The organism is Pseudomonas sp. MHK4, assembly GCF_054600775.1.
Window position 1 is genome coordinate 100,944 of the sequence record NZ_BAAIAK010000010.1, and the last position, 16,230, is coordinate 117,173.

Annotated in this window: 14 protein-coding genes; 5 read left to right on the plus strand and 9 right to left on the minus strand. The window is 61.4% G+C overall.

Annotation, left to right across the window (positions count from 1 at the left end; all coding sequences use genetic code 11):
- Positions 1-5: 5 nt before the first annotated feature.
- The 5 genes from ACYP2Q_RS23040 (at position 6) to ACYP2Q_RS23060 (ending at position 5,658) form a co-directional block, all read left to right on the plus strand.
- The gene (locus ACYP2Q_RS23040) at positions 6-683 is read left to right on the plus strand and encodes a heavy metal response regulator transcription factor (RefSeq protein ID WP_175391038.1); all 678 of its coding nucleotides are present in this window, start codon (positions 6-8) and stop codon (positions 681-683) included.
- Positions 673-2,037, plus strand: coding sequence for a heavy metal sensor histidine kinase (locus ACYP2Q_RS23045; protein WP_459732618.1), 1,365 nt, complete (start codon positions 673-675; stop codon positions 2,035-2,037). The genes ACYP2Q_RS23040 and ACYP2Q_RS23045 overlap by 11 nt, the downstream gene beginning before the upstream one ends.
- 270 nt (positions 2,038-2,307) lie before the next feature.
- Positions 2,308-2,529, plus strand: a complete 222-nt coding sequence (locus ACYP2Q_RS23050) for a hypothetical protein (RefSeq protein WP_459732619.1) — start codon at positions 2,308-2,310, stop codon at positions 2,527-2,529.
- A 163-nt stretch (positions 2,530-2,692) separates the two neighbouring features.
- The gene (locus tag ACYP2Q_RS23055; protein ID WP_459732620.1) at positions 2,693-4,048 is read left to right on the plus strand and encodes an OprD family porin; all 1,356 of its coding nucleotides are present in this window, start codon (positions 2,693-2,695) and stop codon (positions 4,046-4,048) included.
- A gap of 119 nt (positions 4,049-4,167) precedes the next feature.
- Complete coding sequence (locus tag ACYP2Q_RS23060) at positions 4,168-5,658, plus strand: GGDEF domain-containing protein (protein WP_459732621.1); 1,491 nt, start codon at positions 4,168-4,170, stop codon at positions 5,656-5,658.
- A gap of 78 nt (positions 5,659-5,736) precedes the next feature.
- On the opposite strand, the gene lpxC is transcribed toward ACYP2Q_RS23060, so the two are convergent.
- From lpxC to murD, 9 genes are all read right to left on the minus strand, one after another.
- A complete protein-coding gene (gene lpxC, locus ACYP2Q_RS23065; protein ID WP_008060300.1) occupies positions 5,737-6,648 on the minus strand; it encodes a UDP-3-O-acyl-N-acetylglucosamine deacetylase in 912 nt (303 codons plus the stop codon).
- 112 nt (positions 6,649-6,760) lie between these two features.
- Positions 6,761-7,954, minus strand: a complete 1,194-nt coding sequence (gene ftsZ, locus ACYP2Q_RS23070; RefSeq protein WP_459732622.1) for a cell division protein FtsZ — start codon at positions 7,952-7,954, stop codon at positions 6,761-6,763.
- 80 nt (positions 7,955-8,034) lie between these two features.
- The gene (gene ftsA, locus ACYP2Q_RS23075) at positions 8,035-9,294 is read right to left on the minus strand and encodes a cell division protein FtsA (RefSeq protein ID WP_008060298.1); all 1,260 of its coding nucleotides are present in this window, start codon (positions 9,292-9,294) and stop codon (positions 8,035-8,037) included.
- 14 nt (positions 9,295-9,308) lie between these two features.
- Complete coding sequence (locus tag ACYP2Q_RS23080; RefSeq protein WP_459732623.1) at positions 9,309-10,175, minus strand: cell division protein FtsQ/DivIB; 867 nt, start codon at positions 10,173-10,175, stop codon at positions 9,309-9,311.
- A 4-nt stretch (positions 10,176-10,179) separates the two neighbouring features.
- Entirely contained in the window at positions 10,180-11,154 is a 975-nt protein-coding gene (locus ACYP2Q_RS23085; RefSeq protein WP_459732624.1) for a D-alanine--D-alanine ligase, read from the minus strand.
- Positions 11,151-12,611 (minus strand): UDP-N-acetylmuramate--L-alanine ligase, encoded by a 1,461-nt coding sequence (gene murC, locus ACYP2Q_RS23090; protein WP_459732625.1) that lies wholly within the window; start codon positions 12,609-12,611, stop codon positions 11,151-11,153. The genes ACYP2Q_RS23085 and murC overlap by 4 nt, the downstream gene beginning before the upstream one ends.
- A complete protein-coding gene (gene murG, locus ACYP2Q_RS23095) occupies positions 12,604-13,674 on the minus strand; it encodes an undecaprenyldiphospho-muramoylpentapeptide beta-N-acetylglucosaminyltransferase (RefSeq protein WP_459732626.1) in 1,071 nt (356 codons plus the stop codon). Before murG ends, murC begins: the two co-directional genes overlap by 8 nt.
- The gene (gene ftsW, locus ACYP2Q_RS23100; RefSeq protein WP_008060279.1) at positions 13,664-14,881 is read right to left on the minus strand and encodes a putative lipid II flippase FtsW; all 1,218 of its coding nucleotides are present in this window, start codon (positions 14,879-14,881) and stop codon (positions 13,664-13,666) included. The genes murG and ftsW overlap by 11 nt, the downstream gene beginning before the upstream one ends.
- The gene (murD, locus tag ACYP2Q_RS23105; protein ID WP_459732627.1) at positions 14,878-16,224 is read right to left on the minus strand and encodes a UDP-N-acetylmuramoyl-L-alanine--D-glutamate ligase; all 1,347 of its coding nucleotides are present in this window, start codon (positions 16,222-16,224) and stop codon (positions 14,878-14,880) included. Before murD ends, ftsW begins: the two co-directional genes overlap by 4 nt.
- Between the last annotated feature and the right edge of the window lie 6 nt (positions 16,225-16,230).

Genomic DNA, 16,230 nt, shown 5'->3' on the forward strand with positions numbered 1-16,230 from the left:
GGGTCATGCGCGTCCTGATTATCGAAGACGAAGAAAAAACCGCGGATTATCTGCACCGCGGCCTGACGGAACAGGGTTACACCGTGGACCTGGCCCGCGATGGCGTGGAAGGCCTGCACCTGGCGCTGGAGAGCGACTACGCGGTGATCGTCCTCGACGTCATGCTGCCGGGCCTGGACGGCTTCGGCGTACTGCGCGCCTTGCGTGCGCGCAAGCAGACCCCGGTGATCATGCTCACCGCCCGCGAACGGGTCGAAGACCGCATCAGGGGCCTGCGCGACGGTGCCGACGATTACCTGGGCAAACCCTTTTCCTTTCTCGAACTGGTGGCGCGCCTGCAGGCGCTGACCCGGCGCAGCGGCGGCCACGAACCGGTGCAAGTGAGCATCGCCGACCTGTGGATAGATCTGATCAGCCGCAAGGCTACCCGCGCCGGCACACGCCTGGACCTGACGGCCAAGGAATTCTCGCTGCTCAGTGTGCTGGCCCGTCGCCAAGGTGAAATCCTCTCGAAAACCGCCATCGCCGAAATGGTCTGGGACATCAATTTCGACAGCGACGCCAACGTCGTCGAGGTCGCGATCAAACGTCTGCGGGCCAAGCTCGACGGGCCGTTCGAAGAGAAGTTGCTGCACACGATTCGTGGCATGGGTTATGTGCTGGAGAGCCGCGGTGTCCAGTAATTCCATTGCGCTACGACTGAGCGGGATGTTCACGCTGGTGGCGCTGGTGGTGTTCCTGTTGATCGGCTGGGCGCTGTACCAGCAGGTCGACAAAGGCCTGGGCCTGCTGCCCGAAGCGGAACTCGATGCGCGCTACAGCGTGCTCGAATCCACCGTCGGCCGCTACGGCACGCCCGAACACTGGGTGAAGATCAACAACAAGCTCAAGCTGCTCGGCGAGGAAGACAAGCGCATCAGTTTCTGGATCGTCAGCGGCGATCCGAACTATGAATACGGCAATCCAACACCGAGCATCCGTGCCTTTGCCGCAGGACCGCTGGGTATGCGCGACATGCAACTGGTGGATCGCCCCTACCCGCTGAAAGTGCTGGTCAGCCAGTTCCCGGCCAAGGACCAGCGCCCGCCCCTGCGCTTCATGATCGGCATCGACACGCAAACGTTTTTCCATACCCAGCACCAGTTGCTGATCGCCCTGGTCAGCCTGGCAGTCATCGGCGTGCTGATGGCCTCGGCGCTGGGCTACTGGGTGGCGCGAATCGGGCTCAAGCCGCTGATCAAGCTGTCCCAGGAGGCCCAGCGCCTGGCCCCGCCGTTGCGTTCAGGCCGCTTGCGCCTGTCATCGCTGCCCCCGGAACTGAATCAGTTCGTCGACTCGTTCAACTCGACGCTGGAGCGGGTCGAACAAGCCTACTCGCGACTGGAATCGTTCAACGCCGATGTCGCCCATGAACTGCGCTCGCCACTGACCAACCTGATCGGCCAGACCCAGGTCGCCCTCACTCGCGGGCGTTCGGCGGAGCATTATTTCGAGGTGCTGCAATCGAACCTTGAAGAGCTCGAGCGACTGCGCTCGATCATCAACGACATGCTGTTCCTGGCCAGCGCCGACCAAGGCAGCAAGGCTACAAAATTGACGTCCACCTCGCTGGCGGAGGAAGTGGCCACGACCCTGGAATACCTGGATTTCATTCTCGAGGATGCCCAGGTACAGGTTCAGGTCAGCGGCGACGCCCAGGTTCGAATCGAGATCGCCCACCTGCGCCGGGCCTTGATCAACCTGCTGAACAACGCCGTGCAGCACACCGGCCCCGGACAAGTCATCGAAGTGCGAATCGAAGCGGGCGAGCACCGGGTCAGCATTGGCGTGGCAAACCCGGGCATACCGATTTCCAGCGAGCACCTGCCGCGCCTGTTCGAGCGCTTCTACCGGGTCGACGCCTCGCGCAGCAACAGTGGCAACAACCACGGGTTGGGGTTGGCCATCGTCAAGGCGATTGCCCTGATGCATGGCGGGGATGTGTTCGTGCGCAGTGACCATGGGATGAACACCTTTGGTATGCATTTGCCGGTCTGACGACCGCAAAAGACCACGCCCTCGGCCATGGGTTTGCGGCATGACACGCCTCTGTAGGAGCCGGCTTGCTGGCGATGGCGTCGGTGGGATCGCCATCGCTGCGATGCGGCGACCCGACAAGCCAGCTCCTACAGTGGGTCGGGTATGGCCGCCAGCGATCTTTGCTCTTTGCGTAACAGTCCTTTCATGAATCCGCTCTTTTTCCTTTCTCCCAAGCCCCTTATCTTTGCCCGCACCAAACAGCACTTGCCAAGCAAGAAGGTTTAAAAGATGTCCAACAGTATGGGTATTGCCAGCGCTTTCGTTCTGTCTTCTCTGTTCCTGTCTCCGTTCGCCATGGCCGAGGAGTCGCACGCCTTCGTCGCGCAAAATACCGCCCGAGCCGCAGCGTATGAAGAGCACCAGAGCGAGATGACCGCCAAAGCCCAGGAGGCCACCCAAGCCCCACAAGCGTCGAGCATTCAAGCCAAGCAGGCTGAAAAAGACAGCTGATTTGCGCGCATCGCTCCAGTTTCCCTCGACACTTTTCATCGGCTCTTCCCAATGAATAGTTGTCTTCAAAGCCGCTGCCATCAGCGGCTTTTTTTCGTTGTGGTTTTACAACCCGCTGCGTCCTCCTCGCTCACCAGAATCCTCTGCAACTGAAAGAACAGTGATGTTCACCGCTGACCCAGGAGCTTTACCCCCCGTGCGTTTCCCACTCAGTTCCCTTGCGCTGTTCGTTGCATTCGCTGCAACGATGGCCGCCAATGCCCACGCCACCGATGACTCGGCTGCTGGCCAAAGTTTCACCGAAGACGCCAGCCTTACATTCAACGCACGCAACTACTACATGAACCGCAATCGCCAGCAGCAGGCGGACGACAACATTGAATGGGGCCAGGGTTTGCTGGGCATCTTCGAGTCGGGCTTCACCGAAGGCACGGTCGGGTTCGGCATCGATGCCCATGCCATGCTCGGGCTCAAGCTCGACGGCGGCGGCGGTACGGACAATTCGAGCATCCTGCCGGTCAGCGATGGCAACGGCAAAGCACCGGGCTCGTTCTCCACCGCAGGCGCTACCCTGAAGATGCGGGCCTTCGATACCGAATTGAAGGCCGGCGACCTGTTTCTCGCCAACCCGGTGATTGCCGGTGGCGAAACCCGCATGCTGCCGCAGACCTTTCGCGGCGTCAGCCTGACCAACCACAGCTTCGACGGCTGGCTGATCGAAGGGGGTCAGGCGAGCTTCACCAAACCGTACAACCAAAGCGGCCATATCCGCATTGGTACGTCCTACGGCAGCCTGGCCGAGGGTGACGAGAGCCAGCATCTCAATTGGGCCGGCGTGGCCTGGAGCGGCCTGCCAGGCTTGACCAGCAGCCTGTATGCTGCCGAGCTCAAGGACATCTGGAACCAGTACTACTACGACCTCGATTACACCTATGCACTCAACGAGACGGTCAGCCTCAACCCGGGCCTGCACATCTATCACACGCAAGACACCGGCGATGCACTGCTCGGCCACATCGACAACAACACCTACAGCCTGCATTTCACTGTCGGCGTGGGCAATCACAGCGTCACCACCGCTTACCAGCGGGTCAACGGCAATACCCCGTTCGACTACATCAGCCAGGGCGACAGCGTCTTCCTCGACAACTCCCAGCAATACTCGGACTTCAACGGCCCGAACGAACGCTCTTGGAAACTCAAGTACGCCTATGACTTCGTCGGGCTCAGCCTGCCGGGACTGACTTCGGCGCTGTCCTACTCCCGGGGTAAACTGGACCTGACCAAGGTCGATCCAGACAGCCCCGGGTATAGCGCGTGGTACAGCGCCGACGGCAAGAACGCCAGGCACTGGGAGCGCGACATCGAACTCAAGTACGTGGTCCAGGCCGGCCAGGCGAGGAACCTGGCAGTGCGCCTGCAATGGGCAACCAACCGGGGCGGCAACGGCTATGGTGCACTGGATCAGGACACCGACGAGTACCGGGTGATTTTCGACTACCCGCTCAATGTCTTCTAAGCTTCAATAAACAAAAGGCCGGCAGGTTTTGCTGGCCTTTTTTTTATCCGGGTGTCCGGGACGCTGCCCGATTCTTGTAAAAGAATGTCCCCGACGCCTAGACAGCAGAAGCCAGAACCATGAGCGAGCGCACGACATCTCACCACACATCCCGATCCACGCGATCCGAGCGGCTGGTGATTCTTGGCAGCGTGTTGCTGGTGATTGCCATCCTGAGCATCGTGGCGTTTCTGCTAGTGCGTGAACGCGCCAATGCCGAACTGTCAGCCAGCCGCTCCGCGTCCAACATCGTGCAATTGATCGAAGCCGACGTCCTGCGTAACGTCGAGCTCTATGATGTTTCCCTGCTCGGATTGATCGCGGCCTCCCGACGTGAAGACCTCATGCAGGTTTCCCCGCAGATCCGTCATCTGGCCTTGTTCGATCGCGCCACCGCGGCACCCTACAAGGGTGACATTCTGTTGCTCGACCGAGAGGGCAATGTGCTCGCCGATTCGGCTTCACGAGAGCCCAGGTCAGGCAACTTTGCCGACCGCGAGTACTTTCTGTCCCACGTGAACAACAGCGACCCGGGCATGTTCATCAGCCGGCCTTTTCGCTCCCGGATGGCCAACAACGAATGGCGCATCAGCTTCAGTCGCCGGATCAGCGGCGCCCAAGGCGAGTTCCTTGGAGTCGCCGAGGCGGCCATGCGTCTGAGCTACTTCGAACAGCTGTTCAACAGCTTGAACATCGGTCCCGACAGCTCGATCAGCCTGATCAACAAGGATGGAATCCTGCTCGCCCAGGTCCCTCGCCTGAGCGAAGACCTGACCGGCACGGACTTCAGCAACCGCCCCAACTTCCAGCGCATCGTCAAGGAAGGCAACGGCAGCTTCAGCAGTGTCTCGAGTCGTTATCAGGATCAGCGACTGTATACCTTTTCCCAGGTCGGCAATCTGCCGCTGATTGTCATCGTGGCGCTATCGGGCGCAGAAGTGTTCGATTCGTGGCAACGCACGGCGTTGGTGGTCAGCATCGCGACCATTGCCCTGTGTGCGTGCCTGCTGTGGCTGACCTGGTTGCTCTGCCGCGAATTGCGCCTGCGCCACCATGCCGAACTGGAACTGGCGCAATTGGCCGCCACCGACGCTCTGACCGGCCTGGCCAACCGCCGCACACTGGACCAGACGTTGCGTCATGAATGGTTTCGCGCCCAGCGCTCCGGCAAGCCGTTGTCGTTACTGATGATCGATGCCGATCACTTCAAGGCCTTCAACGACCGCCATGGCCATCAAGCCGGTGATGAGGCGCTGCGCACGTTGGCCCAAGTGTTGCGCAGCCACGTACGGCGCCCGACCGACCTGGTCGCGCGCTACGGTGGCGAGGAGTTTTCGGTGGTGCTGGCGGAAACCGACATGGCCGGTGCACAGCTGATCGCCGAGCACATTCGAAAGGCCGTGGAACAGCTTCCATTGATCGACGGCGCCGACTCGCCGATGACCGTGAGCATTGGCATCAGCACCTGGAATGCCTGCACCGACATCAACCTGGAGGTACTGATGTTTGCCGCGGACAAGGCGCTGTACCAGGCCAAGGAGACGGGACGCAATCGGGTGGTGGCGCTGTAGCGAGCGGAGAGCAACATGCGTGGACATAAAAAAAGGCCACCCGAAGGCAGCCCTTAAAAAACTAGAGAGGTTTTTTACTTACACGGCCGCAACAGGGCGCATGTAAGAGATCGGTGCGGTGCTGGCATCTTCGAACGTCACGACTTCCCAGGCATCTGTCTGCTCGATCAACTTGCGCAGCAGCTGGTTGTTCAGTGCGTGGCCGGACTTGAAGCCCTTGAACTCACCAATCAGGCTGTTGCCCAGCAGGTAGAGGTCACCAATTGCGTCGAGGATCTTGTGCTTTACGAATTCGTCTTCGTAGCGAAGGCCGTCTTCGTTCAGTACACCATCAGCGTCGACCACAATGGCGTTTTCAACGCTGCCGCCGAGCGCGAGGTTGTGCTTGCGCAGGTACTCGATGTCACTCATGAAACCAAAGGTACGGGCGCGGCTGACTTCTTTTACGAACGAAGTGCTGGAAAAATCCACGCTTGCACTTTGGGTGCGGTCACGGAAAACCGGGTGATCGAAATCGATCTCGAAGCTCACCTTGAAACCTTCGAAAGGGACGAAAGTGGCGCGCTTGTCGCCGTCTTCCACTGTCACTTCCCGCAGGATGCGGATGAACTTCTTCGCGGCGTCCTGTTCTTCCAGGCCAGCCGACTGAATCAGGAATACGAAAGGTCCAGCGCTACCATCCATGATTGGCACTTCGGACGCGGAGAGCTCGACGTAGGCGTTATCGATGCCCAGGCCAGCCATGGCCGAGAGCAAGTGCTCCACCGTGTCCACTTTGACGTCACCGTTGACCAGCGTGGTCGACATGGTGGTTTCGCCAACGTTTTCCGCGCGTGCAGGAATCTGCACCACAGGATCGAGGTCGGCACGACAAAACACAATGCCGGTGTCGATCGGCGCAGGCTTGAGGGTCAGGTATACCTTCTCCCCGGAGTGCAGACCTACACCTGTGGCACGGATAATATTTTTCAGTGTGCGTTGTTTAATCATGGCTTGGGCCGCTTCAGCGCAAATTGCGAACTGGTATCAACAAAGGCTGGCGATGATAGCAGACCACGCCTTTGCTGAACACCAATCAACTTCATAGCCCTGATACATTTCATCAATCGGCCTGACGACGCAGGAAGGCCGGGATGTCCAGGTAGTCCAGATCATCTTGCGGATTCATCTTCGCGGCAGTCGCAGCACCGGCCTGAGCCTGGTTGCGCATGACGGTCGGACGGTCCAGGTCACGGTAGTTCACCGCTGGAGCTTCCTGACGAACAGGGGCCTGTTGTTGCGGCTGGGAAGCCATCGACGTGTGCACTGAGTTGTCGATGATCTTCACCGGCTTCTCGATTTTAGCGCCCAAACCGGTCGCAACGACAGTCACGTGCAGCTCGTCGCGCATGTCCGGATCGATAACGGTACCGACCTTGACCATGGCGTGCTCGGAAGCGAAGGCTTCAATGATGCTACCCACGTCGGAGTACTCACCCAGGGACAGGTCAGGACCGGCGGTGATGTTCACCAGGATGCCGCGTGCACCTTGCAGGTTCACGTCTTCGAGCAATGGGTTGCGAATGGCCGCTTCGGTGGCCTCGCGTGCACGGTTCGGACCGCTGGCGCAGCCAGTGCCCATCATCGCCATGCCCATTTCGCTCATCACGGTACGGACGTCGGCAAAGTCGACGTTGATCATGCCCGGACGCTTGATGATGTCGGAGATACCGCGAACGGCACCGGCCAGTACATCGTCAGCCTTGGCAAAAGCCGACAAGAGGCTTGCGTCCTTGCCGAGGATGGTCAGCAGCTTCTCGTTGGGAATGGTGATCAACGAGTCGACGCTTTCCGACAGCAGGCGGATGCCTTCATCGGCGATCTGCATGCGCTTGCGGCCTTCGAACGGGAACGGACGAGTCACCACCGCAACGGTGAGAATCCCCATTTCCTTGGCCACTTCGGCAATGATCGGCGCAGCACCGGTACCGGTACCACCGCCCATGCCAGTGGTGATGAACACCATGTTGGTGCCCTGCAGGACTTCGGCAATGCGCTCACGATCTTCGAGAGCGGCCTGACGACCTACTTCAGGGTTGGCGCCAGCGCCCAGACCTTTGGTCACGCCGGTACCCAGTTGCAGGATGGTCCGCGCGCCAATGCTCTTGAGCGCCTGGGCATCAGTGTTGGCGCAGATGAACTCGACACCTTCAATGTTGCTCTTGACCATGTGATTCACGGCGTTGCCGCCGCCACCGCCGACACCGATAACTTTAATAACCGGGCTTGCGGGGATGTTGTCTACGAGTTCGAACATTTTCCCTCTCCTTTACGTTCTCTAGTTTTTTCGCCTACTGCTTTTTGCTGCCGTGCCGCTTGTCGCTTGAAACTACTTCGTTAGAAGTTGCCCTGGACCCAGCTCTTGATGCGATCGAGCAAGGCGCCTTTGGGTTCTTCGTTGCTGAAACTGTCGCGGCTGCCGATACCCGAGAACGAGATGCCGTCGGATTGCTTCTGCAGGCCGTACATCAACAGGCCAACGCCCGTGGAATAGATCGGGTTGCGTACCACGTCATCCAGGCCTTTCACGCCATGAGGCACGCCCAGGCGTACCGGCATGTGGAAGATTTCCTCGGCCAGCTCGGTAGCGCCTTCCATCTTCGCCGTGCCGCCGGTCAGCACGATGCCGGCCGGGATCAGGTCTTCGTAGCCGCTGCGGCGCAACTCGGCCTGGATCAGCGTGAACAGCTCGTCGTAACGTGGCTCGACCACTTCGGCCAGGGCCTGGCGGGACAGCTCGCGCGGCGGACGGTCACCAACACTTGGCACCTTGATGGTTTCACCGGCGCCTGCCAGTTTGGCCAGGGCACAGGCGTAGCGGATCTTGATTTCTTCGGCGTACTGGGTCGGGGTGCGCAACGCCATGGCGATGTCGTTGGTCACCTGGTCGCCCGCGATCGGGATCACCGCGGTGTGGCGGATCGCGCCTTCGGTGAAGATCGCGATGTCGGTAGTGCCACCACCGATGTCCACCAGGCACACGCCCAGCTCTTTCTCGTCGTCGGTCAGCACCGAGTACGCGGATGCCAGTTGCTCGAGGATGATGTCGTCGATTTCCAGGCCGCAGCGACGCACGCATTTTTCAATGTTCTGTGCGGCATTGACGGCGCAGGTGACCACGTGGACCTTGGCTTCCAGGCGCACGCCGGACATGCCCAGAGGCTCGCGGACGCCTTCCTGGTTATCGATCACGTAATCCTGCGGCAAGGTGTGCAGCACCCGCTGGTCAGCCGGGATCGCCACGGCCTGGGCCGCGTCGAGCACACGCTCAAGGTCAGCCGAGCTGACCTCGCGATCACGAATCGCCACGATGCCGTGGGAGTTCAGGCTGCGGATATGGTTGCCGGCCACGCCGACAAACGCCGAGTGGATGCGGCAGCCAGCCATCAGCTGCGCTTCTTCGATGGCGCGCTGGATCGACTGCACGGTGGACTCGATGTTCACCACCACGCCTTTCTTCAGGCCGCGGGACGGATGGGTGCCGATCCCGACGATTTCCAGCGTGCCGTCGTCCGCGACCTCGCCGACCAGCGCCACCACCTTGGAGGTGCCGATATCGAGACCGACGATCATTTTGCCGCTTTGCACGTTTGCCATGGGTCCTGCCTCTCTTAATTCTTCGCGACAGCGGGTTGGGCTGTCGTAGGCGCTACTGGTTCCCGCCAGCCAACAGCGAGGCCGTTGGCGTAGCGCAGATCGATGCGCGCAATGTTCGTAATCTGTTCTTTGAGCGTCTTGTCATAGATGGCAATGAAACGGCGCATCTTTTCCACCAGGTTGCCGCGTCCCAGCAGCAGTTCGATCCCGGGCCCGGCACTGCCAGGGCCGGTCGTCAGGAACCAGCTGCCTCGTTCGCGCAACTCCAGGCGCGCAATCGAGAAGCCCAATGGCCTGAGCAACTGGCTCAGTACCTGGTATTGCTGCATCACTTGCTGCTGGGCCCGCTGCGGACCGAACAACTGCGGCAAGTGTTCGTAGTTGGCCAGCTCGCGCGGGGTAAACGCCTGCCCCTGGTTGTTCAACAGCGATTCGTCGCCCCAACGGGCCACCGGCAATTGTTCTTCCAGGCGAATCACCACCTGGTCCGGCCACACCCTGCGCACTTCGGCATGGGCAATCCATGGCATGGTTTCAAGCTCGGTGCGCATGCTCGCCAGGTCGATGGTGAAGAAGCTCGACGCCACGTATGGGGCGATTCGCTGCTGCACCGCTTGCTGGCTGATGTAGCTCAAGTCGCCCTGCACCGCGATCTTGGTGATCGGTCGGTCGGCGTACGGCAGTAAACGCTGTGCGCCTTCGTAAGTTCCGAACCCCAACGCGACCAGCAGCACCGGCCAGAACAGGGCTTTGAGAACACCGAAGTTGGCTTTCGGCAGGCGCGCGGACATCGGCTCTTTGGCCACCATTCGGCTGGCACCTCGCGGCACCGGCTTGCGGCCGGGTACGGGAGGCTGATGTCTCAACTGTGCGCCTTGCATGGTCTTAACCTCGCGGCTCTTCGTTGCCGGCAGCGGGAACGCTGGCGGCCAGAATGGCCAGAACCAATTGCTGGAAATCCAGACCGGCAGCACGGGCCGCCATCGGCACCAGGCTGTGATCGGTCATGCCCGGTGCCGTGTTGACTTCCAGGAACCAGAACTGCCCTTCGGCGTCCTGCATCACGTCCGCCCTGCCCCAACCAGCGATACCCAGCGCTTCACAGGCTTTCGCCGTGAGGTCCATGAGTTCCTTTTCCTTGGCGCTGTCCAGGCCGCACGGAATGCGGTACTGGGTATCGTTGGCGATGTACTTGGCGTCGTAGTCGTAGAAACTGTGCGTCGTGCCCAGGGCGATTGGAGGTAACACCTGGTCACGCAGGGTGGCAATGGTGAACTCCGGACCATGAATCCATTGCTCGACCAACACTTGCGAATCGTAGGTACTGGCCGCTTTCCAGGCGTCGATCAATTCGGACGCGGAACTCACTTTGGCCATACCGATACTTGAACCTTCATGGGCCGGTTTGACGATCAAAGGGAAGCCCAGTTCCGTCGCCGCCGAAATACAATCGGCTTCGCTGCTCAGCACCGCGTGACGTGGCGTCGGAATGCCCAGGCTGTGCCAGACCTGCTTGGTGCGCAGCTTGTCCATGGCCAGCGCCGAGGCGAGGATGCCGCTGCCGGTGTAGGGAATCCCCAGGCACTCGAGCAGGCCCTGCATGCTGCCGTCTTCACCGCCACGGCCGTGGAGGATGACGAAGGCGCGGTCGATCTTTTCGTTCAGCAGACGCTGCAGCAGGTCATCGCCGACGTCGAGGCCGAACGCGTCCACGCCTGCGCTTTGCAGCGCATCGAGAACGGCATGGCCCGACTTCAGGGACACTTCGCGTTCGGCACTCTTGCCGCCGAACAGCACGGCGACGCGGCCGAAGTCTTTCGGCGCGACAGTGCTGACGAGGTTGGCGTAGGCAGCAGTCATTTCAACTTCCCCTTCTCCGGCGCAGCAACGGCACCGGCGAACAACTCACTTTTCAACAGTTTTGGTGCGAGGCCGCCGATATCACCGGCGCCCTGGCACAGCAGGATGTCGCCGGCACGCAGAAGCGGCTTGACCAGCGGCGCGAGGTCGACTCCGCGCTCGATGTAGATAGGGTCGAGCTGGCCGCGCTGGCGGATGCTGTTGCACAGCTTGCGGCTGTCGGCGCCCGGGATCGGTTCTTCACCGGCCGGGTAGACTTCCATCAGCAGCAGGACGTTGGCGTCGGCCAGTACATTGACGAAGTCGTCGTACAGGTCGCGGGTTCGGCTGTAACGATGCGGCTGGTAGACCATGACCAGGCGGCGCTCCGGCCAACCACCGCGCACGGCCTTGATCACAGCCGCGACTTCGGTCGGGTGGTGACCGTAGTCATCGACCAGCATCACATTGCCGCCGTCCACCGGCAGTTCGCCGTAGACCTGGAAGCGTCGGCCGACACCCTGGAACCCGGACAGGCCCTGGACGATGGCTTCATCGCTGACGCCCTCGTCGGTGGCGATGCAAATGGTCGCCAGCGAGTTCAGCACGTTGTGGTTGCCCGGCATGTTCACCGATACATCCAGCGGCTCGCGGTCAGGGCGCAGCACGGTGAAGAAGGTCTGCATGCCTTGCTGGCGCACATTGATGGCGCGCACGTCGCAGTCTTCGCCGAAGCCGTAGGTGACGGTCGGACGCTTGACCTGCGGGAGGATTTCACGCACCACCGGATCGTCCAGGCACACTACGGCCAGGCCGTAGAACGGCAGGTTGTGGAGGAACTCGACGAAGGTCTTCTTCAGCTTGTTGAAGTCACCGTCGTAGGTCGCCATGTGGTCGGCGTCGATGTTGGTGACCACGGCCACCAGCGGCTGCAAGTGCAGGAAGCTGGCGTCGCTTTCGTCGGCTTCGGCGATCAGGTAGCGGCTGGTGCCGAGCTGGGCATTGGTGCCCGCGGCATTCAGGCGGCCACCGATGACGAACGTCGGATCCAGGCCACCGGCGGCGAACACCGAGGCGATCAGGCTGGTGGTGGTGGTTTTGCCGTGGGTACCGGCAACGGCAATGCCGTGGCGGTAGCGCATCAGCTCAGCCAGCATTTCTGCCCGTGGCACCACCGGGATACGACGCTCCAGCGCGGTGGCAACTTCCGGGTTGGAAGTGTTCACGGCACTCGACACCACCAGTACGTCGGCGGCGGCAGCGTTCTCAGCGCGGTGACCGATGAAAATTTGTGCGCCGAAGGATTCCAGGCGCTCGGTGACCGGCGAGGCCTTGAGGTCGGAACCGGACACTTCATAGCCCAGGTTCAGCAACACTTCGGCAATCCCGCACATGCCCACGCCGCCGATCCCGACGAAGTGGATACGACGGATGCGGCGCATTTCCGGTTGTGGCATGGCTTTCTGATTCTCAACCATGGGCCACCTCCAGGCAGGTATCGACCACGTTACGGGTGGCATCGGGTTTGGCAAGGCGGCGGGCCGCAGTGGCCATATCGTTGAGTCGTTGTGGTTGCATCAGGACCTCTGTCAGGCGCGCGGCAAGATCCGCTGCACCAGTCGTTCTTTGCGGCATCAGGAAGGCAGCGCCTTCACGGGCCAAATAATCGGCGTTGCGGGTCTGGTGATCGTCGATCGCGTGGGGCAACGGCACCAGCATCGAGGGCAGACCGGCGGCGGCCAGTTCACTGATGGTCAGCGCACCTGCGCGACATACCACCAGGTCGGCCCAGCCATAGGCTTGGGCCATGTCTTTGATGAACGGCTGCACTTGCGCCTCGACGCCAGCCGCGAGGTAGCGCTGCGCAGTCACTTCATCATGGTTTTTGCCAGCCTGATGGAAAACGTCCGGGCGCAGGTCGACGGCGACTTGCGACAGGGCTTCAGGAAGCAGCTTGTTCAACGGTTCTGCGCCCAGGCTTCCGCCCAGGATCAGCAAACGCGCTTTGCGACCGGCCAGGGCTGGTCGCGGTGTTTCGAGGAACAGCTCTGTGCGCACCGGGTTACCGGTGGTCCGGCGGCTGCTCGACAGGGTAAAGGTGTCGGGGAACGCTTCACAGACCCGGGCGGCCAACGGCACCAGCAACCGATTGGCGGTACCGGCCACGGCGTTCTGTTCGTGAACGATCACCGGCACGCCGGCCAGTTTGGCCGCAACACCACCAGGACCGGTCACATAACCGCCAAAGCCCACCACGCAAGCCGGCTGTAAACGACGAATGATCGCCCGCGCCTGCCAGACCGATTTGAGCAACATGAACGGCGCCTTGAGCAGCGACAGCTTGCCCTTGCCACGCAAGCCGCTGGCGTTGATCCGATGCAGTTCGATTCCCGCCGCCGGGACCAGCTCGTTCTCGATGCCACGGGGCGTGCCCAGCCAGTGCACGGTGTAACCGCGGGACTGGAATTCGCGGGCACAGGCCAGTGCCGGGAACACGTGGCCCCCGGTGCCGCCGGCCATGATCAATACGTTAGCGCCCATGGTTCGGCTCCTCGGCGAAGTCGCTCTCATGGAACTCCATCTCTTCACTGCCCAGGTGGGTTCGACTTTCCCACTCGATGCGCAGCAACAAGCCGAGACAGGCACAGCAGATCACCAACGAACTACCGCCATAGCTTAGAAACGGTAAAGTCAGGCCCTTGGTCGGCAGCAGGCCGACGTTCACACCGATGTTGATCAGGAACTGACCGATCCACAGGAACGACAGACCATAGGCGACATAGGCGGCAAAGAACTGCTTGGCCTTCTCGGCCCACAAGCCGATGTACATGCCACGAATACAGACGAAGACGAACAGCGCCACCGTGCACAAGGAACCCACCGCGCCCAGCTCTTCGGCCAGGACCGAGAACACGAAGTCAGTGTGGGCTTCCGGCAGGTAGAACTGTTTCTGCACGCTGTTGCCCAGGCCGACGCCCAGCCATTCGCCGCGGCCGAAAGCGATCAGCGCCTGGGACAACTGATAGCCGGCACCGAACTGGTCGGCCCATGGGTCGGCAAAGTTGGTCAGGCGCGCCATTCGATACGGCTGCATCTGAATCAGCAACACCACCGCCCCGACCGCAAGGACCACCATCAGGGAAAACCGGAACAGCCCGACCCCGCCGAGGAACAGCATCGCCGCCGCGGCGCCCATCATCACGACGGTGGCACCGAAGTCCGGCTCCATCAGCAACAGGCCCGCCATCGGCAGCAGCACGATGAACGGCTTGAAGAATCCCATCCAGCTTTCACGCACTTCTTTCTGCCGACGCACCAGGTAACCGGCGAGGTAGATCACCACGAACACCTTGGCGATCTCGGAAGGCTGGACGTTGAAGAAGCTGAAGCCGATCCAGCGCATCGAACCGTTCACTTCACGGCCGATTCCGGGAATGATCACCATCACCAGCAAACCGAATGCACCCAGCAGCATTAACCAGCCGAGGCGTTGCCAGGTGGCGATCGGGATCATCATGGTGACGATGCAGGCACCCAGGCCCAGCACCACATAGATAAGGTGGCGAATCATGTAGTACAGGGCGCTGCCCGACTGGACCGCCGCCACTTCGGTGGAGGCCGATGCAATCATCACCAGCCCCAGGCCGAGCAGCGTCAGGCAACCGGCGAGCATCGGGAAGTCGAGGTCGATGCCGCGTCCGGTAATCAGCGGCGATGGGTACGGCTTGATGATGCCCCGAAGACTCATGCCAGTTCCTCCACTGCTTGGACGAACTGGTGACCGCGGTCTTCGTAGTTCTTGAACATGTCGAAACTGGCGCACGCCGGCGACAGCAGCACCACGTCGCCCGGCTGGGCAGCGGCGCGGCATTGTTCGACGGCTTCGAGCAGGGAGCCAACACGAATCAACGGAACGGCATCGCCGATGGCCTGGCCGATCTTGTCGGAGTCGCGGCCCATGAGGATCACGGCGCGGCAGTTGGCCGCTACCGGATCACGCAGGTCCTTGAATTCGGCACCCTTGCCGTCGCCACCGGCGATCAGCACGATCTTGCCGTCGATGTCCGCGCCCAGGCCTTCGATGGCCGCCAGCGCAGCGCCCACGTTGGTGGCTTTGGAGTCGTTGTAGTAACCCACGCCATCCAGGTCGCGGACCCATTGGCAGCGATGCTCGAGCCCGGCGAAGGTGCGCAGCGCTGAAAGCATGGCGTCGAACGGCAAGCCGACGGCGTGACCGAGTGCCAATGCCGCCAAGGCGTTGGATTGGTTATGGGCGCCGCGGACTTTCAGTTCGCGCACTGGCATCAGGTTCTGGAATTCGAAGGCCAGGTACTTCTCACCGCCTTCTTCACGGATACCGAAAGCCTTGAAATCCGGCTTGGTCAGGCCGAAGGTCCAGCACGGCTGGCCCTCGCCCATCAACGGACGGCTCAGGGCGTCCTGGCGATTGACCACGAACTGTTTGGCGCCGCGGAAGATCCGGTGCTTGGCCAGGTGATAGGCCGGCAGGCCGCTGTAGCGGTCCATGTGGTCTTCGCTGATGTTGAGTACGGTCGCCACTTCGGCGTTGAGTTGATCGGTGGTTTCCAATTGGAAACTCGACAGCTCCATCACGTACAGCTCGACGTCGTCGCTGAGCAGGTCCAGCGCCGGCGTACCGAGGTTGCCGCCAACGGCGACGCGCTTGCCCGCCGCTGCCGCCATCTCGCCAACCAGGGTGGTCACGGTGCTCTTCGCGTTGGAACCGCTGATGGCCACGATCGGCGCCTTCGCGTTACGCGCGAACAGCTCGATGTCGCCGGACAGTTTCACGCCACGGGCAGCGGCGGCCTGCAGGGCCGGAGTTGCCAGCGCCAGGCCGGGGCTCACGTAGAGCTCGTCGGCACGGCACAGGAACTCGACGTCCAGCTCGCCGCAACGCACTTCCACCTGCGGGTAGTCACGCTGGAGCGTGGCCAGTTCCGGTGGGTTTTCCCGCGTATCGGCCACCGCAAAGGCCACGCCCCGGTTCGCCAGGAAGCGAACCAGGGACATGCCGCTCTTGCCGAGGCCGACAACGATGCGGAAGTGGTCAGACGCGATCAGGGACACGAGTTT

Bases quoted from the DNA above. Each gene is read 5' to 3' on its own strand.
- ftsZ (WP_459732622.1), bottom strand. From the start codon at position 7,954: ATGTTCGAACTCGTAGACAACATCCCCGCAAGCCCGGTTATTAAAGTT.
- ACYP2Q_RS23085 (WP_459732624.1), bottom strand. From the start codon at position 11,154: ATGACTGCTGCCTACGCCAACCTCGTCAGCACTGTCGCGCCGAAAGAC.
- lpxC (WP_008060300.1), bottom strand. From the start codon at position 6,648: ATGATTAAACAACGCACACTGAAAAATATTATCCGTGCCACAGGTGTA.
- ftsW (WP_008060279.1), bottom strand. From the start codon at position 14,881: ATGAGTCTTCGGGGCATCATCAAGCCGTACCCATCGCCGCTGATTACC.
- ftsA (WP_008060298.1), bottom strand. From the start codon at position 9,294: ATGGCAAACGTGCAAAGCGGCAAAATGATCGTCGGTCTCGATATCGGC.
- murG (WP_459732626.1), bottom strand. From the start codon at position 13,674: ATGGGCGCTAACGTATTGATCATGGCCGGCGGCACCGGGGGCCACGTG.
- ACYP2Q_RS23055 (WP_459732620.1), top strand. From the start codon at position 2,693: ATGTTCACCGCTGACCCAGGAGCTTTACCCCCCGTGCGTTTCCCACTC.
- ACYP2Q_RS23080 (WP_459732623.1), bottom strand. From the start codon at position 10,175: ATGCAAGGCGCACAGTTGAGACATCAGCCTCCCGTACCCGGCCGCAAG.
- murC (WP_459732625.1), bottom strand. From the start codon at position 12,611: ATGGTTGAGAATCAGAAAGCCATGCCACAACCGGAAATGCGCCGCATC.
- ACYP2Q_RS23050 (WP_459732619.1), top strand. From the start codon at position 2,308: ATGTCCAACAGTATGGGTATTGCCAGCGCTTTCGTTCTGTCTTCTCTG.
- ACYP2Q_RS23040 (WP_175391038.1), top strand. From the start codon at position 6: ATGCGCGTCCTGATTATCGAAGACGAAGAAAAAACCGCGGATTATCTG.
- ACYP2Q_RS23060 (WP_459732621.1), top strand. From the start codon at position 4,168: ATGAGCGAGCGCACGACATCTCACCACACATCCCGATCCACGCGATCC.